The following is a 21,562-nucleotide window of genomic DNA, read 5'->3' as shown; positions in this document are numbered from 1 at the left end:
CCCTCAGTTGCCGGTCGTGAAACCGGTGATGTCGCCCACCCGAGCCAGCGAGGCGTGCGCCGCCGCCACGATCCGGTCGGGGGTGAACCCGAACTGCTCGAAGAGCACGGTGTGCGGGGCGCTCGCCCCGTAGTGCTCCAGGCTGACGCTCTCGCCCAGGTCACCGACGATTCCGCGCCAGGACATCGCGATGCCCGCTTCCACGCTCACCCGTGCCTTTACCCCGCGTGGGAGCACCGACTCCCGGTACGCCTCATCCTGCTCGTAGAACCACTCCTGGCAGGGCATCGAGACGACCCGGGTCGGGGTGCCGTCGGCCTCCAGCCGCTCCCGGGCGGTCAGGCAGAGCTGCACCTCGGAGCCGGTGCCGACGATGATCACCTGCGGCTTGCCGTTGGACGCCTCGGCCAACACGTACCCGCCCTTGGCCACCCCGTCCGCGTTGCCCAGGACGTCGCGGTCCAGGGTCGGCAGCGGCTGACGGCTCAGCGCCAGCGCGGTGGGCCGGTCGGTGTGCTCCAGCGCCTGCCGCCAGGCCCAGGCCGTCTCGTTGGCGTCGGCCGGGCGGACCACGTCCAGGCCCGGGATGGCGCGCAGCGCGGTCAGGTGCTCCACCGGCTGGTGGGTCGGGCCGTCCTCGCCCAGGCCGATCGAGTCGTGCGTCCAGACGTAGGTCACCGGCAGCTTCATCAACGCGGCCAGCCGCACGGACGGGCGCATGTAGTCGCTGAACACCAGGAACGTGCCGCCGTACGGGCGGGTGCCGCCGTGCAGGGCGATGCCGTTGAGGATCGCGCCCATGGCGTGCTCACGGATGCCGAAGTGCAGCGTGCGGCCGTACTCGTGGCCGGGGAAGTCCTTGGTGGCGTGGGTGGCCGGGATGAACGACGGCTCGCCCTTCATCGTGGTGTTGTTGCTCTCGGCCAGGTCGGCCGAGCCACCCCACAGCTCCGGCAGCACCGGCGCGAGCGCCTCCAGCACCTTGCCGGACGCGGCCCGGGTGGCCACGCCCTTGGCGTCGGCGGGGAAGACCGGCAGCGCGTCGGTCCAGCCGTCCGGCAGCACCCGGCCGGCCAGCCGTTCGTAGAGCGCGGTGCGCTCCGGGTTGGCCTTCTTCCAGGCGTCGAACGAGGTGGTCCACTCCTGCTCAGCGGCGTCGCCGCGGCCCATCACCGTGCGGGCGTGGCTGAGCACCTCCTCGTCGACCTGGAAGGTCTGCTCCGGGTCGAAGCCGAGGATCTGCTTGGTGGCCTTCACCTCGTCGGCGCCGAGCGCCGAGCCGTGGATCTTGCCGGTGTTCTGCTTGTTGGGGGCGGGCCAGCCGATGATGGTGCGCAGCGCGATGAAGGAGGGGCGGGCGGTCTCCGCCCGGGCGGCCACCAGCGCCGCGTACAGCGCCTCGGCGTCCTCGTGGTAGTCACCCTGGTCGGCGTCGCCGCTGCGCCAGTCGACGGTCTGCACGTGCCAGCCGTACGCCTCGTAGCGGGCCGCCACGTCCTCGCTCTTGGCGATCCGGGTGTCGTCCTCGATGGAGATCTCGTTGTCGTCGTAGATCACCGTGAGGTTGCCCAGCTGCTGGTGCCCGGCGAGGGCGCTGGCCTCGTGGCTGATGCCCTCCTCGATGTCGCCGTCGGAGACGATGCACCAGATGTCGTGGTCGAAGACCGACGCGCCCGGCTCGGCCTCGGGGTCGAACAGGCCGCGCTCGCGGCGGGCCGCCATGGCCATGCCCACCGCGTTGCCCAGGCCCTGCCCGAGCGGGCCGGTGGTGGTCTCCACGCCCGGGGTGTGGCCGTGCTCGGGGTGACCCGGGGTCTGCGAACCCCACTGCCGCAGCGACTTGAGGTCGTCCAGGCTCAGCGGGTAACCGGACAGGAAGAGCTGGATGTAGAGCGTCAGGCTGGAGTGCCCGGCGGAGAGCACGAACCGGTCCCGGCCGGGCCAGTTCGGGTCGGCCGGGTTGTGCCGCATGACGCGGTTGAAGAGGAGGTACGCCGCGGGCGCGAGGCTCATCGCGGTGCCCGGGTGGCCGTTACCGGATTTCTCTACGGCGTCCATGGCCAGCACGCGGACGGTATCGACGGCCCGGCGATCGAGGTCGGACCAGTTCAGTGCGGAGTGCTCGGGTCGTTTGGCAGCCACGATGGTTGTGCTCCTCGGCAGATGGGCGGAACCCTCAACGATGACCTTATCGAGCGTGCCTAAACGCGCGCCCGGGGATCTCCGCAAGGTGTGCGCGAGGTGACGTTCCGGATGCGTGGTCCGAACCCGGTGGTGTGACGGCCCGCACCGTTGTCGGGTCGGCCGGGCAGCCAAAACGACAACGCGTAGTGTGTGGGTCGGTGTGCGGGCCCGCGATGGTCCCGACCGATCCGATCTCCCCGTGCCCGATGCCGGAAGGTGGCAATCCGTGAGCATGATCACCGAGCGCCCCGCGAGCAACCCGGCCGGGCAGCACCCGGCCCGGGCGGCCGAGGGTCCGGTGGCCCGGCGGGACGTACGCGCGGTCCTCGCGGCGTACGTGGCGCTCACCAAGCCGCGGATCGTCGAACTCCTGCTGGTCACCACCATCCCGGCGATGATGCTCGCCGACGGCGGGCTCCCGTCGCTGTGGTTGATGGCCGTCGTGCTGATCGGTGGCTCCCTCGCCGCGGGCGCGGCAAGCGTGCTGAACTGCTACATCGACCGGGACATCGACCAGTTGATGCGGCGTACCAAGCGTCGGCCGCTGCCGGCGCACACGGTGTCGCCGCGGAGCGCGTTGGTCTTCGGTCTGGTGCTGGCGGCGGTGTCGGTCGCCCTGATGGCGGCGTTCACCAACCTGCTCGCCGCCGGGCTGACGCTTGCCGCGATCGTCTACTACGACGTCGTCTACACGCTGTGGCTCAAGCGGTCCACGCCGACCAACACCTTCTGGGGTGGCGCCTGCGGGGCGGCCCCGGTGCTGATCGGATGGGCGGCGGTGACCGGCTCACTGGCGCCGGCCGCGTGGGGGCTCTTCGCTGTGGTCTTCTTCTGGCAGATGCCGCACTTCTACCCGCTCGCCATGAAGTACAAGGACGACTACGCCCGCGCCGGGATCCCGATGCTGCCGGTGGTGGCGTCGGTCCGCCGGGTGAACGCCGAGATCCTGATCTTCGCGTGGCTCACCGTGCTCACCTCCCTGGCCGTCTGGCCGTTGGGGCTCAGCGCGATCTACGGGGTGCCGACCCTGGTGGTGGGTGCCATCTTCGTGGTCGAGGCGCACCGGCTCTGCCGGCGCGCGACGCGGGGCGAGGCGGTCAAGCCGATGCGGCTGTTCCACTGGTCCACGACGTACCTGACGATCGTGTTCGCCGCTGTCGCGCTCGACGCGCTGATCTGACCCGTCTCCGCCCCGCTGCGGCGGAACCGGTCGGCGATCCTCTGAATAATCACGAACATTGATGAGTTGTCCGGCTTTGATGTCACATCAGAGTAACTTTCAGCATGAGTCTGATCGGCTCAACTCCCTGGGCTGCAGACCGATTTGTCCGCTGCTTTTGTAGGCAAAAGTCCGGATATATTCGGTCACTGAGCCTGTGCTGATTCCTAAACCTGTAGGTAATTGGCATCACAAAAGGTTCATGGTTCTCGCCCGGGAGGGTGCGGGTCTGCTTAGGCTTCGCGTCATGGCAGATGGTTCCGATACGACGCTGACGGCCGAGCAGACCGCCGACGAGCAGGCCCCCCGCGGCCTGGTCGCGGGCCTTCAGGCGTTCGCCGCCGGTCACGGCGGCGCGAAGGCGGTCATCGAGTACGTCGGCAAGCGTGGCGCGCGAATCGTCCTGGTGGGTTCCGACGGCGAGTGGGGCGACCAGTTCGCCGACGACACCGTCACGGCGCGGGAGGCCTGCGCCCAGGCGGGAGTCGCAGTCGAGAACGCCTGGGAGCGGGAGCTGATGGACCAGATGCGCCCGAGCAACGACCTGTGGCGGTCCATGGCGCGCCGCACCATGGCCCGCTGAACAGCCACCTGAATTGACCACCAACCACCAGTCGACCCGGGGGAAACCCCGGGTCGCTCTCGTCACCTGTGCCGACCTCGTCGACCTCGATCCGGACGACCGGCTGGTCCTCGCTCCGCTGCGGGCCCGCGGCATCTCCGTCGCGACAGCGGTCTGGGACGACCCCGACGTCGACTGGTCCGACTTCGACCTGGTAGTGCTCCGTTCCCCCTGGGACTACGCGCTGCGCCGCGACGAGTTCGTCGCCTGGGCGGCAACCGTGCCGGCGCTTGTCAACCCGGCCGACGTGGTTCGGTGGAACACCGACAAGCGCTACCTCGCCGAGCTGAACGCGGCAGGGGTGCCGACCGTGCCGACGTCGTGGGTCGAGCCGGGGGAGCGCTGGCAGCCACCCGCCGAGACCGGCGAGTACGTGCTCAAGCCCGCGGTGAGCGCCGGCAGTCAGGACACCGGCCGGTACGACCTGGCCGACCCGGAGCACCGGGACCTGGCCGTCGCACACGTCCGTCGGCTCTCCGCCGCCGGCCGGGTGACAATGGTCCAGCCGTACCTGCGGGCCGTCGACACCGAGGGCGAGACGGCGCTGCTCTTCCTGGCCGGCCCCGACGGGCTCGCCTTCAGCCACGCGATCCGCAAGGGCCCGATGCTGACCGGTCCGGACCTCGGCCCGGACGGGCTCTACAAAGCCGAGGAGATCGCCACCCGGACCGCCCGACCGGCGCAGTTGGCGGTGGCCGAGCAGACCCTCGCCGTGGTGCCCGGCGGCACACGGCAGCTGCTCTACGCCCGGGTCGACCTGATTCCCGGCCCGGACGGCGCGCCGGTCCTGGTCGAGCTGGAGCTGACCGAGCCGTCGCTGTTCATCGGGTACGCCGACGGGGCCCCCGACCGTCTCGCCACCGCGGTCGCCACCCACCTGGCCCTGCGGAGCTGACCGGGTCCTTGCCCCGAGATCGTGCTCGTTCATTGTTGTAGTGGCATCGGCGCGTCGTGAGGCCACTACTTCCTGGTTCGAGCACGATCTTCGCGCGGGGCGCGGGGCGCGGGGTTGTCAGACGGGGGTCGGGACCGGGGTGCCTTCGTCGGCCGGGGTGGTCTCGGTTGCCGGGGTCACCGGGCGGCGCTCGCGGGTGGACCACTGCACCGACAGGGCGGCCAGCAGCACCAGGCACGAGCCGAGCATGTGCGCGCCGACCAGGAGCGCTGGCACGTGGGTGAAGTACTGCACGAAGCCGATCAGGCCCTGGCCCAGCTCCACGGCGACCAGGACGATCGCGGCGCGGGTGGCCCGCCGCGCGCCGACGGCGCGGAACGCGAAGATCAGCGCCACCGAGAGGCCGATCAGCAGGAAGACCGCGTCCGCGTGCACCTGGGAGATCGACTCGCTGTCGAGCCCGTTGCGGGCGGCGCCGTGGTCGCCGGCGTGCGGCCCGCTGCCGGTGACCCAGGTGCCGATGACGAGCACCGCGACCGCTGCGGCGGTGGTGACCCGGGCCAGCGCGCGGAGCGGCGTGGGCACCACTGACACGGTCGGGCCGTCCGGGTCGCCGATGCGCCGCCAAAGGGCGTACGCGGCGGCGATCACCGCCATCGAGGCGAGGAAGTGCAGGCCGACCACCCACGGGTTGAGGTTGGTGAGCACGGTGATGCCACCGAGCACCGCCTGGGCGGGAATGCCCAGGAACACGGCGACCGCGAGGGGCAGCAGCCCGGCTCGGCGGGGCCGTTGCGTCAGGACGGCCAGCAGGGTGGCCAGCGCGATCAGGCCCACCGCGAAGCTCAGCATCCGGTTGCTGAACTCGATCACCCCGTACACGCCCATCTCCGGGGTGGTGACGTACGAGTCGTCAGTGCACCGGGGCCAGGTGGGGCAGCCGAGGCCCGAGGCGGTCAACCGGACGGCCCCGCCGGTGACGACGATGCCCAGGTTCGCGATGATCGAGGCGAGCGCGAGGCGGCGCAGCAGGAGGTCGGGGACCGGACGGACGATTCGGTTCACGGCGCAAATCCTACGCACTGTAGTGATCGAGGTTCGTCCGACTCCGCCGGCTCGGTGGTTCGGATCACCGGGGCCCGGGTTTGCCACCCTCCGGGTAATTACGTAACGTTGGCGTTGTGAAAAACGCGGCGGCACTCCCCGGGTACCAGCCGATGGCTGTTCCGGCTGTCGGCGCGTCCGCGTCCGTCCCGGCCCCGACCACGCCGGCGGCGACCGCCGGGGCCACGGCGGCGGAGATCTCCACCCGCGACCGGGTCACCCAACTGCTGCTGGAGCGGGGGGCCACCACCGCCGCGCAGCTCGGGGTGGCTCTCGGGCTCAGCCCGGCGGCGATCCGCCGGCACCTCGACGCGATGCTCGCCGACGGCGATGTGTACTCCCGCGAGCAGGTCATTCGGGGCAGCCGCGGGCGGGGGCGTCCGGCCAAGGTGTTCATGCTGACCGAGGCCGGCCGGGTTCGCTGTGGCACCCATCACTACGACAACATGGCCACCGCCGCGCTGCGCTGGATCGCCCGCAGCGGTGGTCCGGACGCGGTCGAGGCGTTCGCGGCCGAGCAGGTGTCCGCCCTGGAATCACGCTGCCGGGCCGCCATGGAGGACGCCGGCGACGACCCGCTCGCGCGGGCTGAGGCACTCGCCGGAGCGCTCACCGCCGAGGGTTACGCTGCCAACGCGACCACTATCGCCTCCGGCGGCCAGCTCTGCCAGCACCACTGCCCGGTGGCGCACGTGGCCGCCGAGTTTCCCCAGCTGTGCGAGGCCGAGACCGCGGTGATCTCCCGTCTGGTCGGCACCCACGTGCAGCGCCTGGCCACCATCGCGCACGGCGACGGGGTGTGCACCACGCACATCCCGACCCAGCCGGGCCGCGTTCCATCCGGTAATCCCGTCACCACTGTGAGGACAGATAGATGACCGAGCAGATCGTCCAGCCCCTGACCCAGGAAGAGCAGCTCGCCGCCCTGGGTCGCTACGAGTACGGCTGGTCCGACCCGGACGCCGCCGGGGCGGTCGCCCAGCGCGGCATCAACGAGGCGGTGGTGCGGGACATCTCGGCCAAGAAGAACGAGCCGGCCTGGATGCTCGACCTGCGGCTGAAGGGCCTGCGGCTGTTCGGCCGCAAGCCGATGCCGGCCTGGGGCGCGGACCTCACCGGGATCGACTTCGACAACATCAAGTACTTCGTGCGGTCCACCGAGAAGCAGGCCACCAGCTGGGAGGACCTGCCCGAGGACATCAAGAACACCTACGACCGGCTCGGCATCCCGGAGGCGGAGAAGCAGCGACTTGTCGCCGGTGTCGCGGCGCAGTACGAGTCCGAGGTCGTCTACCACAAGATCCGTGAGGACCTTGAGGAGCAGGGCGTCCTCTTCCTGGACACCGACACCGCGCTGCGCGAGCACGAGGACGTCTTCAAGGAGTACTTCGGCACGGTGATCCCGGTCGGCGACAACAAGTTCGCCGCGCTCAACACCTCCGTGTGGTCCGGTGGCTCGTTCATCTACGTGCCGAAGGGTGTGCACGTGGAGATCCCGCTGCAGGCCTACTTCCGGATCAACACGGAGAACATGGGCCAGTTCGAGCGGACGCTGATCATCGTCGACGAGGGTGCGTACGTGCACTACGTCGAGGGCTGCACCGCGCCGCTCTACTCCTCCGACTCGCTGCACAGCGCGGTCGTGGAGATCATCGTCAAGAAGAACGCGCGCTGCCGTTACACGACCATCCAGAACTGGTCGAACAACGTCTACAACCTGGTCACCAAGCGCGCCGTCTGCCACGAGGGCGCGACAATGGAGTGGGTCGACGGCAACATCGGCTCCAAGGTGACGATGAAGTACCCGGCGGTCTACATGACCGGCGAGCACGCCAAGGGTGAGGTGCTCTCGGTGGCGATGGCCGGCGAGGGCCAGCACCAGGACGCCGGCGCCAAGATGGTGCACGCCGCGCCGCACACCTCCTCGTCCATCATCTCCAAGTCGATCGCCCGGGGCGGTGGCCGCACCTCGTACCGTGGCCTGGTCCAGGTGCTTGAGGGCTCGCACCACAGCCGCAGCACCGTCAAGTGCGACGCGCTGCTTGTCGACACGATCTCCCGCTCCGACACGTACCCGTACGTCGACATCCGCGAGGACGACGTGTCGATGGGGCACGAGGCGACCGTCTCCAAGATCAGCGACGACCAGCTCTTCTACCTGATGAGCCGGGGCCTGAGCGAGGACGAGGCGATGGCCATGATCGTGCGCGGCTTCATCGAGCCGATCGCCAAGGAACTCCCGATGGAGTACGCCCTGGAGCTCAACCGCCTGATCGAGCTGCAGATGGAGGGCGCAGTCGGCTGACGCCGCCTCCGCCCGGCCACGGGCGGGCCCGGACCCGGTACGCCGGGTCCGGCCCGGCCCGCCTTGACCCACCGATTCATGACAGACCAAGGAAGACATGACTACCCAGGCTTCCGCGCCGCCGCCCAGCACCAAGTCGCAGGCGCTGCGCTCGTACGACGTCGCCGACTTCCCGGCCCTCACCGGCCTGGAGGAGGAGTGGCGTTTCACCCCGCTCAAGCGTCTGCGCGGCCTGCTCGACGGTGCCGTCTCAGACGAGTCGGCGCACTGGCCGGCGCTGGAGTACGGGAAGCTGCCCGCTGGCGTCACCGTCGGCCCGCTGGCGAAGGACGACCCGCGGCGGGGCAGCGTGCTGACCCCGGTGGACCGGGTCAGCGCGCGTGCCTACGGTGAGTCGGAAATCGGCACGCTGATCGAGGTGGCCCGGGAGGCCGTCGTCACCGAGCCGGTGATCGTCACCGTGCACGGCGGTCCGTCGGACGTGGTGGCCTTCACGCACACCTTCGTCGACGTGGGCGTGCTCTCCGAGTCGGTCCTCGTGCTGCAGTACGTGGACAGTGGCACCCTGGCCGACAACGTCGAGGTCTCGGTGGCCGACGGGGCGAAGCTGACCCTGGTCACCGTCGCCGACTGGGCCGACGACGCGGTGCAGGCCCAGCACCTCAAGGTCAAGCTGGGTCGGGACGCCAAGGTCATCCACATCCAGGTCACCCTCGGCGGCGACCTGGTCCGGCAGTTCACAAGCGTGGAGTACACAGGTCGGGGCGGCGAGGCCGAGCTGTACGGCGTCTACTTCGCCGACTCCGGCCAGCACCTGGAGCACCGGCAACTGGTCGACCACAACGTGCCGGACTGCCGCAGCTACGTTGGCTACCGGGGCGCCCTGCAGGGCGAGGACGCGCACACCGTCTGGGTGGGTGACGTGCTGATCCAGGCCGAGGCGACAGGCACCGACACGTACGAGATCAACCGGAACCTGCTGCTCACCGACGGCGCGCGGGCGGACTCCGTACCCAATCTGGAGATCGAGACCGGCGAGATCGCCGGCGCCGGCCACGCCAGCGCGACCGGCCGCTTCGACGACGAGCAGCTGTTCTACCTGATGGCCCGGGGCATCCCGGAGAGCGAGGCCCGCCGCCTGGTGGTCCGTGGCTTCTTCGCCGAGCTGATCAACAAGATCCCCGTCGAGGAGCTGCGCGAGCGCCTCGGCGACGCGATCGAGGCCCGGCTCACCAAGGCCGGCGCCTGATGATCCGGATCTGTTCCGCGGAGGACGTGCCGAAGGGCACCGCGATCAGCGCGGACGTCGACGGCACCCCGATCGCGCTCGTGCACGGCGAGGACGGCGAGTTCTACGCCGCCTACGACGAGTGCTCGCACGCCGCGGTCGCCCTGTCCGAGGGGGAGGTCGACGGCTGCACGCTGGAGTGCTGGCTGCACGGCTCGCGTTTCGACCTGCGCACCGGGCAGCCCTCCGGCCTGCCGGCCACCGAACCCGTCCCCGTCTACCCCGTCGAAGTCCGCGACGGCGACATCTACGTCAGCCTGACGCCGAGTAATGGAGTGACCCGATAATGAGCACCCTGGAGATCCGCGACCTGAAGGTGTCGGTCAAGCTGCCCGAGGGTGAGCTCAAGCCGATCCTGGCCGGCGTCGACCTGACCGTGAGGTCCGGTGAGACGCACGCGATCATGGGCCCGAACGGTTCCGGCAAGTCCACCCTCGCGTACTCGATCGCCGGTCACCCCAAGTACGAGATCACCGGCGGCACGGTGACCCTCGACGGCGAGGACGTGCTCGCCATGACCGTCGACGAGCGCGCCCGCGCCGGCCTCTTCCTGGCCATGCAGTACCCGGTCGAGGTGCCCGGCGTCTCGGTGGCCAACTTCCTGCGCACCGCCAAGACCGCCATCGACGGCGAGGCGCCCAAGCTGCGCACCTGGGGTGGCGAGCTGCGCGGCGCGATGGAGCGCCTGCAGATGGACCCGGCGTTCGCCCAGCGCAACGTCAACGAGGGCTTCTCCGGCGGTGAGAAGAAGCGGCACGAGATCGTCCAGCTCGAGCTGCTCAAGCCGAAGATCGCCATCCTCGACGAGACCGACTCCGGCCTCGACGTGGACGCGCTGCGCGTGGTCAGCGAGGGCGTCAACCGGGTCCGCGACACCGGCGACACCGGCGTGCTGCTGATCACCCACTACACCCGGATCCTGCGCTACATCAAGCCGGACTTCGTGCACGTCTTCGTGGCCGGCCGGATCGTCGAGCAGGGCGGCCCGGAGCTGGCCGACAAGCTCGAGGCCGAGGGCTACGAGCGGTACGCCGCCGGGGCCGGCACGGCCAAGGCCTGAGTGGGAGAGGCGCTGCCGAGATGACCAGCATCGCGATCCCCGAGGGGATGCCGCAGTACGACGACGTGCCACGTTTCGACGTGGCCCGGGTGCGCGCCGACTTCCCGATCCTGAGCCGGGAGATCAACGGACACCCGCTGGTCTACCTCGACAGCGCCAACACCTCGCACAAGCCCCGCCAGGTGCTCGACGTGCTCGACGAGCACTACGCGCGGCACAACGCGAACGTGTCACGTTCGGTGCACACGCTCGGCAGCGAGGCCACCGAGGCGTACGAGGGGGCGCGGGCCAAGGTCGCCGCGTTCATCAACGCGCCGAGCACCGACGAGGTGGTGTTCACCAAGAACTCCACCGAGGCGATCAACATCGTGGCGTACGCCTTCTCGAACGCCTCGCTGCGCCCGGACGCCTCTCCGCTGGCTGCTCCGTCCCGCGAGACGGACGACCGGTTCCGGCTGGGGCCGGGCGACGAGGTGGTGATCTCCGAGATGGAGCACCACTCGAACATCGTCCCGTGGCAGCTGCTCTGCGAACGGACCGGCGCGACCCTGCGCTGGTTCCCCGTGACCGACCAGGGCCGCCTCGACGAGTCGGGCCTGGACGACCTGGTCACCGAACGGACGAAGATCGTCTCGTTGGTGCACATGTCGAACATCCTCGGCACCGTCAATGCCACCTCCCGGATCACCGCACGGGTCCGTGAGGTGGGCGCGCTGCTGCTGCTGGACTGCTCGCAGTCCGTGCCGCACCTGCCGATGGACGTTGTCGACCTGGACGCCGACTACATCGTCTTCACCGGCCACAAGATGTGCGGTCCGACCGGCATCGGTGTGCTCTGGGGTCGCGGTGAGCTGCTGGCGGCGATGCCGCCGGTGATGGGCGGCGGCTCGATGATCGAGACGGTCACCATGGCACGCTCGACGTTCGCCGCGCCGCCGACCCGGTTCGAGGCGGGCACCCCGCCGATCGCCGAGGCGGTCGCGCTCGGTGCCGCGGTGGACTACCTCACCGGCATCGGGATGCGGGCCATCCAGTGGCACGAGAAGGAGCTGACGGCGTACGCGCTCGACGCTCTCGGCGCGGTGCCGGACCTGCGGATCTTCGGTCCGACAGTGCCGGTCGGCCGGGGCGGCACCATCTCGTTCGCGCTGGGCGACGTGCACCCGCACGACGTGGGTCAGGTGCTCGACTCGCTCGGCGTGCAGGTGCGGGTGGGTCACCACTGTGCCAAGCCGGTGTGCGGCCGGTTCGGTGTCCCGGCGATGACCCGGGCCTCGTTCTACCTCTACACCACCACCGAGGAGATCGACGCTCTGGTGGCCGGTCTGGAGCAGGTGCGGAAGGTGTTCGACTGATGGTGCAGCTCGACCAGCTCTACCAGGAGATCATCCTGGACCACTACAAGCACCCGCACGGGCGTGGCCTGCGCGACGCCGACGTCCCGGGTGACCAGGTCGCGGAGGCGCACCACGTCAACCCGACCTGCGGCGACGAGGTCACCGTCCGGGTGGCCACCGACGGCGCCGTGCTGCACGACATCTCGTACGACGGCATGGGCTGTTCGATCAGCCAGGCCTCGGCGAGCGTGCTGCACGAGTTGCTGCGCGGCAGGGGCGCCGGGGAAGCATTCGAGGTACACGGGGCGTTCGTGGAGTTGATGTCCGGGCGTGGTCAGGTCACGCCGGACGAGGACGTGCTCGGTGACGGGGTTGCGTTCGCGGGTGTGGCCCGCTACCCCGCCCGGGTGAAGTGCGCGCTGCTGCCGTGGATGGCGTTCAAGGACGCCGCGGCCCGCGCCGGTGTGGGCGCGAGCCCGGAGGTGAAGGCGTGACAGTGCGGCAGCGAGCGAATGACACTGTGGTGCCTTGTGGCATCACGAAGCGATGCGGAGGGACGGCATGAGCGAGAACACCGCTACTGAGGCGACGCCGGAGGCCGGTGACACCACTGTGGAGCCGCAGACCGACGCCGCGACGACCGACGGCACCGGTGCCGCCGCCCCCGAGGGTGGCGTCAGCAAGGCCATGATCGCCGACATCGAGGAGGCGATGAAGGATGTCGTCGACCCGGAGTTGGGCATCAACGTGGTCGACCTGGGTCTGGTGTACGGCGTGCACGTCGACGACGAGAACGTCGCCACCCTCGACATGACGCTCACCTCGGCAGCCTGCCCGCTGACCGACGTGATCGAGGACCAGACCCGGCAGGCGCTCACCACCGGCCCCGGCGGCGGCCTTGTCAACGACATCCGGATCAACTGGGTGTGGCTCCCGCCGTGGGGCCCGGACAAGATCACCGATGAGGGTCGGGACCAGCTCCGATCCCTCGGCTTCAACGTCTGACCGACTCCGTTCGCCAGTCGTCGAGCGCGGTACCCCGTCCGGGGTGCCGCGCTCGACGCGTACCGGATCGGGCTTCCCGCTGCGGACCGGGACCGTTCCGGTCGCGTGGGCGGAAAAGCGGTGGCGGGGGTGGTGCGTCGGCGCGCAGGATGCCTGGGTGATTGAGGCGTACCCGATGCAGGTCCTGGTCCGTGCGGCGACTGCCGTGCGTCGACAGCGGCCGGCCCGGGGGCGAGCCTCGACCCGCCACCGACTCCCGTGACCGAGGCGCTGCTCGCCGGTCTGGTGGCCGGGTACGGCGTCGCGATCCCGGTCGGCGCGATAGCGATCCTGATCCTGGGGCTGAGCGCTCGTACCTCGTTCCGGGTCGGTGCTGCCGCGGCGCTCGCGGTGGCGACTGCCGACGGGCTCTACGCGGCGGTCGCCGCGCTCGGTGGCGCCAGCCTGGCCGGGGTCGTCGCGCCGGTCGCCGGGCCGCTGCGGGTGGTCGCGGCTGTCGTCCTGCTGGGTCTGGCCGGGCACGGCCTGTTCCGGACCTGGTCGGCGCACCGGTCGCGGCGCACGCCGACGGCACCCGTCGGCGGAGGGCTGAGCACTCCGGGCCGGGCCTACGCGGCGTTGCTCGGGCTGACCCTGCTCAATCCGGCGACGGTGCTCTACTTCACCGCGCTGGTGCTGGGCCGTCGGGACACCGCCAGCGCGGGCCCGGGCGCGGCGGTGCTCTTCGTGGCGGGGGTGTTCCTGGCGTCGGCGAGTTGGCAGCTGCTCATCGCCGGCGGCGGCACCGTGGTCGGTCGGGCGCTGAGCAGTCCGCGCGGGCGGCTGGTCACCGGCCTGGTGTCCAGCGCGCTGATCGCCGCGCTGGCGGTGGTCGCGTTGCTGCCGGGCTGAGCGCCCCGCCCACCCGGGCGTGCCGTACGGTCGGGCGGTGACCAGTCGACCCGCAGCCGGGGGCGGCCGGTGGGTGGAGGTCGATCCGGCCCGCGTCGGCCGCTGGGTCGAGGGCTTCGCCGACCGGCACGGCCCGCACACCGCCACCCCGCGGGAGTACGGGCTGCTGCTCACCGCCGACGACGGGGCAACCGCCGAGTTGTACGCCCCACCCGGGGCGCCGGCCAGCGACGACGTCGCCGGGTTCGTGGCCGCCGCCGTAGCGCCCCGCCGGATCGGTCTGCTGCTGGCCCGCAAGGGCGCGGTGGCCGTCGGCGTCGCCGAGGGAGGCGACCTGGTCGTCTCCAAGGTGGACAGCCGCTACGTGCAGGGGCGCACCGCCGCGGGCGGGTGGTCACAGCAGCGGTTCGCCCGGCGGCGCGACAACCAGGCCAGGGCGGCGCTCGGTGATGCGGCCGACCTGGCCGTACGCCTGCTCCTGCCGGCGGTGGCGACGTTGGCGGCGGTGGTCTGCGGTGGGGATCGGCGGGCGGTGGACACGGTGCTGGCCGACCGCCGGTTGGCTCCGCTCGTGCCGCTGCGCGCGGAGCGGCTGCTCGACGTGCCGGAGCCTCGGCACGCCGTGCTTGTCGCGGCGGCTGTGGCGGCCCGTGCGGTGCACATCCGGCTGCGCGATCCGGCACCGGTCGGCTGATCGAGCACTACCAGGTCTCCCGGCTCGACTAGCGCGACAACCGCCCCGCCAGCGTGGTCGGCGCTGACGGGGGCGGGTCAGATCAGATCAGAGCTGGTCGGTGCCGAAGGTGTCGCAGTTCTTCGGGTCACCGCCGTCGTAGCCCTGGGTGAACCAGCGCTTGCGCTGCTCGGACGTGCCGTGGGTGAACTGGTCCGGGTTGACCCGTCCACCGGAGCGCTCCTGGATGCTGTCGTCACCGATCGCCTCGGCGGTGTCGACGGCCTGGCTGATGTCGGCCTCGGTGATCGACTTGAACAACGGCTGCTGACCGGTCTTGTCCTTGCTCTCGGTGGCGTGCTTGGCCCAGGCGCCGGCATAGCAGTCGGCCTGCAACTCCAGCCGCACCGAGGCGGAGCGGGGGCCACTCTGGTCGCCCTGGCCGGCCTTGGCGTTGGTGCCGAGCAGGTTCTGGACGTGGTGGCCGTACTCGTGGGCGAGGACGTACGGCTGGGCGAACTCACCCTTGGCGCCGAACCGGGTGGCCAGCTCGTCGTAGAAGCTCAGGTCGATGTACACCTTCCGGTCGGCGGGGCAGTAGAACGGGCCGACCCCCGAGTCGGCCTGCCCGCAGCCGGTGTTCACCGCGGCCTGGAAGAAGTTGGTGATGGTGGGCTCGTACTCGCCGTTGCCCACCTCCGGGTACGCCTTCTGCCAGTAGGCCTGGATGCTGTTGACGTAGAGCAGGTTGCGGCAGCGCGCGTCGTCGAGACGGTCGGGGTTGGCGGTGCCGCACACCTGATCCAGGTCGCCGCCCCCGGCCTGGCCTCCGTCGTCGCCGTTGGTCATGGCGTTGAGGCCGAACCCGCCGCCGAGCAGGGCGACGAGCACGGCCACCACGATGCCGATGATGCCGCCCCGGCCACCGCCTCCGGGGATGGGGATGCCGAAGCCGCCGCCGCCCGACCCGCCGCCCCGGCCCAGGTCGTTGGCCTGTGAGGTGTCGAGTTCGGCCCGCTCGTTGAGTTCCATGCTGACCCCGATCGCCGTATGCCGTGAATGTCGTATGGATGTCGTTGTGTCCGTGAAGTGCCGGACGGGGTCCGGACAGCGGTTCCGATACCCGATGATCTTGATCGGTAATCCGGGCGGGCCGTCCGACAGCGCCCGGTACACTTGTCGGGTGCTGCGCTGCGAAGGCTGAACCGCCCCGCGCCGTCGGGCCCATGAGCCCGCCGGCCGTTTCGCGTGCCCCGAGTCAGCCTTCCAGACCCCGAGAGCGAGCCCGAAAACATGATCACAGCCACCGGCCTGGAACTGCGTGCCGGTTCCCGGATCCTGCTGTCCGACACCACCCTGCGCGTACAGCCGGGTGACCGGATCGGCCTGGTCGGTCGCAACGGTGCCGGCAAGACCACCACGCTGAAGGTCCTCGCCGGTGAGGGGCAGCCGTACGCCGGCCAGATCGACACGCGCAGTGCCATCGGCTACCTCCCGCAGGACCCGCGCACCGGCGACCTCGAGGTGACCGGCCGCGACCGGGTGCTGTCGGCACGCGGCCTGGACGTGCTGATGTCCCAGATGCAGGAGATCGAGGCCCAACTCGCCGAGGACGCCAGCGACAAGCTGGTCCGCCGCTACGGCGCGCTGGAGGACCAGTTCGCCGCCCTGGGTGGATACGCGGCCGAGGCCGAGGCAGCCCGCATCTGCGCCAACCTCGGCCTGCCCGACCGGGCGCTCGCCCAGACCATCGGCACCCTCTCCGGTGGTCAGCGCCGGCGCATCGAGCTGGCCCGGATCCTGTTCCGCGACGCCGGTGAGAACGGCGGCGGCATCCTGCTGCTCGACGAGCCCACCAACCACCTCGACGCCGACTCGATCACCTGGTTGCGCGGGTTCCTCGCCAACCACAAGGGCGGCCTGATCGTGATCTCCCACGACGGCGCGCTGCTGGAGTCGGTGGTCAACAAGGTCTGGTTCCTCGACGCCACCCGCTCCGTGGTCGACGTGTACAACCTGGGCTGGAAGGCGTACCTGGAGGCGCGGGAGACCGACGAGCGGCGCCGCCGTCGGGAGCGGGCCAACGCGGAGAAGAAGGCCGGCGCGTTGATGGCGCAGGCCGACAAGATGCGGGCCAAGGCCACCAAGACCGTCGCCGCGCAGAACATGGCCCGCCGCGCCGAGAAGCTGATCTCGGGGCTGGAGGAGGTGCGGGTTTCCGACCGGGTGGCCAAGGTGCGCTTCCCCAACCCCGCGCCGTGCGGCAAGACCCCGCTCACCGCGACCGGCCTGTCCAAGTCGTACGGCTCGCTGGAGATCTTCACCGACGTCAACGTCGCTGTCGACAGGGGTTCCCGGGTGGCCATCCTGGGTCTCAACGGCGCCGGCAAGACGACTCTGCTGCGGATGCTCGGCGGGCTGCTCACCCCGGACACCGGCGAGGTGCACGCGGGCCACGGCCTGCGGCTGGGCTACTACGCCCAGGAGCACGAGACGCTTGACGTGGAGCGCACCGTGCTGGAAAACATGCGCGCCGCCGCCGTCGAGCAGTCCGACACCGACCTGCGCAAGATCCTCGGCGCGTTCCTCTTCTCCGGTGACGACGTGAACAAGCCGGCCGGGGTGCTCTCCGGTGGCGAGAAGACCCGGCTGGCGCTGTCCACCCTGGTCTGTTCCGGAGCCAACGTGCTGCTGCTCGACGAGCCGACGAACAACCTCGACCCGGTCAGCCGGGAGCAGGTGCTCGACGCCATCGCCAACTACCCGGGCGCGATCGTCCTGGTCACCCACGACCCGGGGGCGGTGCTGGCGCTCAAGCCGGACCGCGCGATCCTGCTGCCCGACGGCGACGAGGACGCCTGGAGCGACGACCTGCTCGAGCTGGTCGAGCTGGCCTGACCGGGGCCGCCCGTCCGGCGGTTCCTCAGCCGAGCAGGTCGGCCACCCGGCCCAGCACACCGGAGCTGACCAGGATCACCACCCCGACGCCGACGAAGATCGCCGGGACCAGCCAGTGGCCCGCGCGCTCGACCAGCCGGACCACGCGGGGGTGCCCGCCCAGCCAGGCGGCGGCGGCGCACCACAGGGCGATGAGCAGCACGAACATCAGCAGGAAGACGGCGCTGTCGGCCACGCCGAGGGCCCGGAAGACGGGTACGTAGACGGCCACGTTGTCGGCCCCGTTGGCGATCGTCACGCCGGCCACCCCGAGGAGGCCGGTGACGACAGTGGGGGCCTCGTCGTCGTCGGAACCCCGCAGCGCGCGTACGCCAAGCGCGATCGGCAGCAGCCCGAGCAGCCCCGTCCACGGGTCCGGCACCACCAGCAGGCCGGCCGCGACCACAGCGCTGACCAACGCGAGCGCGCCGATGCCGAGGTATTGACCAGCGACAATCTGCCAGGGTCGGGGTCGGCCGGTGGTGCGGGCCGCGACGAAGAACAGAGTCAGGATGACGATGTCGTCGATGTCGGTGGCGGCGAAGACCACCGCCGCTCCGGCCGCGGTGCCCAACAGGTCGATCACCATCGAAGGCTACGGGTCGCCGCCAACCACCACCAGGCGGCGGTGGTACGCCTGGCCCACCACCCCGGGGTCGAATGTCAGGATCACTCTATCGGGAAGCTGACATTGCATAGCGTGTCGGTTGGCGAAGAGTTGATATCTGGCGCATGATCGTTCGAGGCGGTCTAATAGGTGGGACCGTATCCGAACCGCACAGTCTGGGACGTGAGGACACAGCATGGCAGCCACTGGCACAGCCACCAGCACTGAGAAGGGTCGCCGGATCGTCGGAGCCGAGCGTCAGACGCTCGCCAAGGACCTGGTAAAGCGGTACACGTCAGGGGAGAGCATCCGCGCCCTGGCGGCCTCGACCGGCCGTTCCTATGGGTTCATCCACCGAGTGCTCACCGAGTCAGGGGTGCAGCTGCGTCAGCGCGGCGGTGCCCGGCGCCGCAAGAAGGCATGACGCGCCTTTCAGCGTCGTCAGCCGGCGCAACGCTTCGGGGCGCTCGGTGACCACCGAGGCAACCGGGGTTCGGTTCAGCTGCGACGGGCCGGTCGCCACGGTGACGTTGTGCCGGCCCGACGTGTTCAATGCTCAGACGCCCGCGACCTGGCGGGCGATGAGCGACTTCTCCCGAGAGCTGCCCGGCGACGTGCGGGTGGTGGTGGTCCGGGGCGAGGGGCGTGCTTTCTCCTCCGGGGTCGACCTCACGTTGGCTGGCGCTTCCGGCCCTGGCTCCTTCGCGCATCTCGCCACACTGCCTGAGCAGGAGTGCGCCGACCACATCGCGGGATTCCAGGCGGGCTTCACTTGGCTGCACCGGCCGGATGTCATCTCCATCGCGGCCGTGCAGGGGCACGCGATAGGTGCCGGCTTCCAACTCGCGCTCGCCTGCGATCTGCGAGTGCTGGCCACGGATGCCAAGTTGTCGATGGCCGAGGTGATTATCGGCTTGGTGCCCGACCTCGCCGGCACGAAGCGCCTGGTGGAGCTTGTTGGTTATTCGCGGGCGCTGGAGATCTGCGCGACCGGCCGCCGGCTGGACGCGGCCGAGGCGGACCGAATCGGGCTGGCCACCCTGGTGGTGCCACCGGCCGAGCTGGAGGGGGCGGTCCAGGACCTGACCGCCGCGCTGCTCGCCCGCGCCCGGGACGCGGTGGTGGAGATCAAGGCGCTGCTGGCGGGTGCGGCCGGGCGGTCGCACGCCGATCAGCAGCGCGCCGAGCGGGAGTCGCAGACCCGCCGAGTGCGAGCCCTGGCCGGACGCGGAGAATAGGTAAGGACCGGACGGGAAGATCCGGGTTACGACCGAGGTTGTCACACTCGTCGGGAGAATTGGCCTGACGGTGCAGTCCGACCGACGACCCGGAGGCGAGCGATGTCCAACCCGATGTCCGGCGGTGGCATGGCCGGGTGGAGCATGCTCCGGTCGATGCGCAACAGCGACGAGGTCTCCGGCCATCGTCTCAAGCGCGGCGTCGCCCGACGCATCGTGGCCTTCGCCCAACCGTACCGGCGCGACATCATCATCTTCCTGGCCACCGTGGTGATCGCCGCGGTGATCGGGGTGGCGACCCCGCTGCTCGCGGGTGAGGTCATCGACGCGATCGCCGACCGGGGGCCGCAGGCCGGCTCCACAGTCGTCAAGCTCGCCCTGGTCATCGCCGCGTTGGCCGTCGCCGACGCGCTCTTCTCCCTCGCCCAGCGCTGGTACTCCGCCCGCATCGGCGAGGGCATCATCCTCGACCTGCGCACCCGGGTCTACGACCACGTGCAGCGGATGCCGTTGCAGTTCTTCACCCGCACCCAGACCGGCGCCCTGGTGAGCCGGCTCAACAACGACGTGCTCGGCGCCCAACGGGCGTTCACCTCCACCCTCTCCGGGGTGGTCAGCAACGTCATTCAACTGGTGCTCACCGCCGGTGCGATGCTGATCCTGTCCTGGCAGATCACGGTGCTGTCGCTGATCCTGCTGCCGGTGTTCATCATCCCGGCTCGCCGGGTCGGCAGGCGACTGGCCGAGATCACCCGGGAGTCGTACAACCTCGACGCCAAGATGAACGCGACAATGACGGAGCGGTTCGGAGTGGCCGGCGCGCTGCTGGTGAAGCTCTTCGGTCAGCCCGAGATCGAGGCCCGCCGGTTCGCCGACCGGGCCGAGCGGGTCCGCGACATCGGCATCCAGTCGGCCATGTACTCCCGCACCTTCTTCGTGGCGATGTTGCTTGTCGCCTCACTGGCCCAGGCGCTCACCTACGGTCTCGGTGGTTGGCTGGCGGTCGCCGGCGCGGTCAGTGCCGGCACCGTCGTGAAGCTCGCGCTGCTGCTCACCCGGCTGTACGGTCCGCTCACCGCACTGTCCAACGTGCGGGTGGACGTGATGAGCGCGCTCGTCTCCTTCGACCGGGTCTTCGAGGTGCTCGACCTGAAGCCGGGCATCGTGGAGAAGCCCGACGCCGTGCCGGTGCCCAGGGCCACCGGCCGGGTCGACTTCCGCGACGTGCGATTCCGCTACCCGAGCGCCGCCGAGATCTCACTGGCCTCCCTGGAGGAGGTCGCCACCCTCGACCGGACGGTGAACGAACCGGTGCTCAAGGGCGTCTCCTTCAGCGTCGAGCCGGGGCAGATGGTCGCCCTCGTCGGCCCGTCCGGGGCCGGCAAGTCGACGCTGTCGATGCTCATCTCCCGGATCTACGACGTCACCGACGGGCAGGTGCTGGTCGGCGGGGTGGACGTGCGGGACGCGACGCTCGCCTCCCTGCGCGACGAGATCGGCGTGGTCACCCAGGATTCGCACCTGTTTCACGAGACCATCGCCGAGAACCTGCGCTACGCCAAGCCGGACGCCACCGACGACGAGATCTGGGCCGCGCTCGCCGGCGCCCAGGTGGCAGACCTGGTCCGGTCGCTGCCCGACGGGCTGGACACGACTGTCGGCGAGCGCGGCTACCGGTTCTCCGGCGGCGAGAAGCAGCGCATCGCGATCGCCCGGCTGCTGCTCAAGGCCCCGTCGATCGTGATCCTCGACGAGGCGACCGCCCACCTGGATTCGGAGAGCGAGGCGGCGGTGCAGCGGGCGCTGTCGGTGGCGCTGGCCGGTCGTACCGCCCTGGTGATCGCGCACCGGCTCTCCACCGTCCGCGACGCCGACCAGATCCTGGTGCTCGACGGCGGGCGGATCGTCGAGCGGGGGCGGCACGACGAGCTGGTCGCGGTCGGCGGGCTCTACGCCGAGCTGTACCGCACCCAGTTCGCGGTCGCCGACTCGCCCACCCCGTTCGTCGACGCGACAGGGCCCGAGCCGGTGGTCATGCCCCTTGGCACGTACGTCGCCGACGAAGCCCTGCCGCCCGCCGCCGCCAACTGACGTCCCGCCGGCACCGGGCCGGGTCCGTCGCGGTCGCGGTGCGCGCTGACCGACTCCAGGTTCCTGGAAGTCGGGGTGTCCTCGTCACGTCGACAGCCCGACTTCC

The 21,562-nt window shown here is 70.5% G+C and carries 21 protein-coding genes; 17 read left to right on the top strand and 4 right to left on the bottom strand.

Translation table 11 applies throughout. The annotated features are described in order from the left end of the window. Window positions 1-3: 3 nt before the first annotated feature. The gene (gene tkt / locus AB0B85_RS19085; RefSeq protein WP_357408971.1) at window positions 4-2,142 is read right to left on the bottom strand and encodes a transketolase; all 2,139 of its coding nucleotides are present in this window, start codon (window positions 2,140-2,142) and stop codon (window positions 4-6) included. Between the two features lie 268 nt (window positions 2,143-2,410). Here tkt and AB0B85_RS19080 point away from each other — a divergent pair, with 268 nt between their 5' ends. The 3 genes from AB0B85_RS19080 to AB0B85_RS19070 all read left to right on the top strand — a co-directional run bounded on the left by AB0B85_RS19080 (window position 2,411) and on the right by AB0B85_RS19070 (window position 4,920). Beyond that, a complete protein-coding gene (locus tag AB0B85_RS19080; protein ID WP_357408969.1) occupies window positions 2,411-3,364 on the top strand; it encodes a heme o synthase in 954 nt (317 codons plus the stop codon). A 286-nt stretch (window positions 3,365-3,650) separates the two neighbouring features. Further along, window positions 3,651-3,986, top strand: a complete 336-nt coding sequence (locus AB0B85_RS19075; RefSeq protein WP_357408967.1) for a hypothetical protein — start codon at window positions 3,651-3,653, stop codon at window positions 3,984-3,986. A gap of 13 nt (window positions 3,987-3,999) precedes the next feature. Continuing rightward, window positions 4,000-4,920, top strand: coding sequence for a hypothetical protein (locus AB0B85_RS19070; protein ID WP_357408965.1), 921 nt, complete (start codon window positions 4,000-4,002; stop codon window positions 4,918-4,920). Window positions 4,921-5,037: 117 nt separating this feature from the next. On the opposite strand, the gene AB0B85_RS19065 is transcribed toward AB0B85_RS19070, so the two are convergent. Continuing rightward, on the bottom strand, window positions 5,038-5,985 hold the full coding sequence (locus tag AB0B85_RS19065; protein ID WP_357408963.1) for a COX15/CtaA family protein: 948 nt from the start codon (window positions 5,983-5,985) through the stop codon (window positions 5,038-5,040). 152 nt (window positions 5,986-6,137) lie between these two features. Here AB0B85_RS19065 and AB0B85_RS19060 point away from each other — a divergent pair, with 152 nt between their 5' ends. The 10 genes from AB0B85_RS19060 to AB0B85_RS19015 all read left to right on the top strand — a co-directional run bounded on the left by AB0B85_RS19060 (window position 6,138) and on the right by AB0B85_RS19015 (window position 14,604). Continuing rightward, window positions 6,138-6,902 (top strand): transcriptional regulator, encoded by a 765-nt coding sequence (locus tag AB0B85_RS19060; protein WP_357408961.1) that lies wholly within the window; start codon window positions 6,138-6,140, stop codon window positions 6,900-6,902. Continuing rightward, complete coding sequence (gene sufB, locus AB0B85_RS19055) at window positions 6,899-8,329, top strand: Fe-S cluster assembly protein SufB (protein ID WP_234588434.1); 1,431 nt, start codon at window positions 6,899-6,901, stop codon at window positions 8,327-8,329. Before AB0B85_RS19060 ends, sufB begins: the two co-directional genes overlap by 4 nt. Window positions 8,330-8,426: 97 nt before the next feature. Continuing rightward, on the top strand, window positions 8,427-9,578 hold the full coding sequence (gene sufD / locus AB0B85_RS19050) for a Fe-S cluster assembly protein SufD (protein WP_357408959.1): 1,152 nt from the start codon (window positions 8,427-8,429) through the stop codon (window positions 9,576-9,578). Continuing rightward, window positions 9,578-9,904, top strand: coding sequence for a non-heme iron oxygenase ferredoxin subunit (locus AB0B85_RS19045; RefSeq protein ID WP_357408957.1), 327 nt, complete (start codon window positions 9,578-9,580; stop codon window positions 9,902-9,904). Before sufD ends, AB0B85_RS19045 begins: the two co-directional genes overlap by 1 nt. Next, window positions 9,904-10,677: a Fe-S cluster assembly ATPase SufC gene (gene sufC, locus AB0B85_RS19040; RefSeq protein WP_278140651.1), complete on the top strand. Its 774-nt coding sequence runs from the start codon at window positions 9,904-9,906 to the stop codon at window positions 10,675-10,677. The genes AB0B85_RS19045 and sufC overlap by 1 nt, the downstream gene beginning before the upstream one ends. A 20-nt stretch (window positions 10,678-10,697) precedes the next feature. After that, the gene (locus tag AB0B85_RS19035) at window positions 10,698-12,032 is read left to right on the top strand and encodes a cysteine desulfurase (RefSeq protein WP_357408954.1); all 1,335 of its coding nucleotides are present in this window, start codon (window positions 10,698-10,700) and stop codon (window positions 12,030-12,032) included. A gap of 2 nt (window positions 12,033-12,034) precedes the next feature. Further along, window positions 12,035-12,508, top strand: coding sequence for a Fe-S cluster assembly sulfur transfer protein SufU (sufU, locus tag AB0B85_RS19030; RefSeq protein ID WP_357409003.1), 474 nt, complete (start codon window positions 12,035-12,037; stop codon window positions 12,506-12,508). A 67-nt stretch (window positions 12,509-12,575) separates the two neighbouring features. Continuing rightward, on the top strand, window positions 12,576-13,019 hold the full coding sequence (locus AB0B85_RS19025; RefSeq protein ID WP_357408952.1) for a metal-sulfur cluster assembly factor: 444 nt from the start codon (window positions 12,576-12,578) through the stop codon (window positions 13,017-13,019). 258 nt (window positions 13,020-13,277) lie between these two features. Further along, window positions 13,278-13,910 carry a LysE family transporter gene (locus tag AB0B85_RS19020; RefSeq protein WP_357408950.1) on the top strand — a complete coding sequence of 211 codons (633 nt, stop codon included), beginning with the start codon at window positions 13,278-13,280 and terminating at the stop codon, window positions 13,908-13,910. A 37-nt stretch (window positions 13,911-13,947) separates the two neighbouring features. Further along, a complete protein-coding gene (locus AB0B85_RS19015; RefSeq protein ID WP_357408948.1) occupies window positions 13,948-14,604 on the top strand; it encodes an acVLRF1 family peptidyl-tRNA hydrolase in 657 nt (218 codons plus the stop codon). Window positions 14,605-14,691: 87 nt separating this feature from the next. Here the strand turns inward: AB0B85_RS19015 and AB0B85_RS19010 are convergent, their stop codons facing one another. Continuing rightward, window positions 14,692-15,615 (bottom strand): neutral zinc metallopeptidase, encoded by a 924-nt coding sequence (locus tag AB0B85_RS19010; protein ID WP_357408946.1) that lies wholly within the window; start codon window positions 15,613-15,615, stop codon window positions 14,692-14,694. A gap of 261 nt (window positions 15,616-15,876) precedes the next feature. On the opposite strand from AB0B85_RS19010, the gene AB0B85_RS19005 reads away from it, so the two are divergent. After that, entirely contained in the window at window positions 15,877-17,481 is a 1,605-nt protein-coding gene (locus tag AB0B85_RS19005) for an ABC-F family ATP-binding cassette domain-containing protein (protein ID WP_357408944.1), read from the top strand. A gap of 25 nt (window positions 17,482-17,506) precedes the next feature. Here AB0B85_RS19005 and AB0B85_RS19000 read toward each other — a convergent pair whose 3' ends face one another. Beyond that, window positions 17,507-18,109: a cadmium resistance transporter gene (locus tag AB0B85_RS19000; RefSeq protein WP_357408943.1), complete on the bottom strand. Its 603-nt coding sequence runs from the start codon at window positions 18,107-18,109 to the stop codon at window positions 17,507-17,509. Between the two features lie 214 nt (window positions 18,110-18,323). Here AB0B85_RS19000 and AB0B85_RS18995 point away from each other — a divergent pair, with 214 nt between their 5' ends. The 3 genes from AB0B85_RS18995 (at window position 18,324) to AB0B85_RS18985 (ending at window position 21,456) form a co-directional block, all read left to right on the top strand. Continuing rightward, window positions 18,324-18,551 (top strand): helix-turn-helix domain-containing protein, encoded by a 228-nt coding sequence (locus tag AB0B85_RS18995; RefSeq protein ID WP_007462679.1) that lies wholly within the window; start codon window positions 18,324-18,326, stop codon window positions 18,549-18,551. A 46-nt stretch (window positions 18,552-18,597) separates the two neighbouring features. After that, entirely contained in the window at window positions 18,598-19,365 is a 768-nt protein-coding gene (locus AB0B85_RS18990) for an enoyl-CoA hydratase/isomerase family protein (RefSeq protein WP_357408941.1), read from the top strand. 114 nt (window positions 19,366-19,479) lie between these two features. Further along, window positions 19,480-21,456: an ABC transporter ATP-binding protein gene (locus AB0B85_RS18985; RefSeq protein WP_357409001.1), complete on the top strand. Its 1,977-nt coding sequence runs from the start codon at window positions 19,480-19,482 to the stop codon at window positions 21,454-21,456. Window positions 21,457-21,562: the final 106 nt, after the last annotated feature.

Source organism: Micromonospora sp. NPDC049044 (assembly GCF_040649215.1).
GTDB lineage: Bacteria > Actinomycetota > Actinomycetes > Mycobacteriales > Micromonosporaceae > Micromonospora.
Note: the sequence above shows the minus strand (reverse complement) of the source record. Positions and strands in the feature narration are given on the sequence as shown.

Excerpts from the sequence above, each read along its gene's own strand:
- AB0B85_RS19005 (WP_357408944.1), top strand. The coding sequence starts at position 15,877 with ATGATCACAGCCACCGGCCTGGAACTGCGTGCCGGTTCCCGGATCCTG.
- AB0B85_RS18995 (WP_007462679.1), top strand. The coding sequence starts at position 18,324 with ATGGCAGCCACTGGCACAGCCACCAGCACTGAGAAGGGTCGCCGGATC.
- sufD (WP_357408959.1), top strand. The coding sequence starts at position 8,427 with ATGACTACCCAGGCTTCCGCGCCGCCGCCCAGCACCAAGTCGCAGGCG.
- AB0B85_RS19045 (WP_357408957.1), top strand. The coding sequence starts at position 9,578 with ATGATCCGGATCTGTTCCGCGGAGGACGTGCCGAAGGGCACCGCGATC.
- AB0B85_RS19060 (WP_357408961.1), top strand. The coding sequence starts at position 6,138 with ATGGCTGTTCCGGCTGTCGGCGCGTCCGCGTCCGTCCCGGCCCCGACC.
- AB0B85_RS18985 (WP_357409001.1), top strand. The coding sequence starts at position 19,480 with ATGTCCGGCGGTGGCATGGCCGGGTGGAGCATGCTCCGGTCGATGCGC.
- AB0B85_RS19000 (WP_357408943.1), bottom strand. The coding sequence starts at position 18,109 with ATGGTGATCGACCTGTTGGGCACCGCGGCCGGAGCGGCGGTGGTCTTC.
- AB0B85_RS19025 (WP_357408952.1), top strand. The coding sequence starts at position 12,576 with ATGAGCGAGAACACCGCTACTGAGGCGACGCCGGAGGCCGGTGACACC.
- sufB (WP_234588434.1), top strand. The coding sequence starts at position 6,899 with ATGACCGAGCAGATCGTCCAGCCCCTGACCCAGGAAGAGCAGCTCGCC.
- sufC (WP_278140651.1), top strand. The coding sequence starts at position 9,904 with ATGAGCACCCTGGAGATCCGCGACCTGAAGGTGTCGGTCAAGCTGCCC.
- AB0B85_RS19035 (WP_357408954.1), top strand. The coding sequence starts at position 10,698 with ATGACCAGCATCGCGATCCCCGAGGGGATGCCGCAGTACGACGACGTG.
- AB0B85_RS19010 (WP_357408946.1), bottom strand. The coding sequence starts at position 15,615 with ATGGAACTCAACGAGCGGGCCGAACTCGACACCTCACAGGCCAACGAC.
- AB0B85_RS19075 (WP_357408967.1), top strand. The coding sequence starts at position 3,651 with ATGGCAGATGGTTCCGATACGACGCTGACGGCCGAGCAGACCGCCGAC.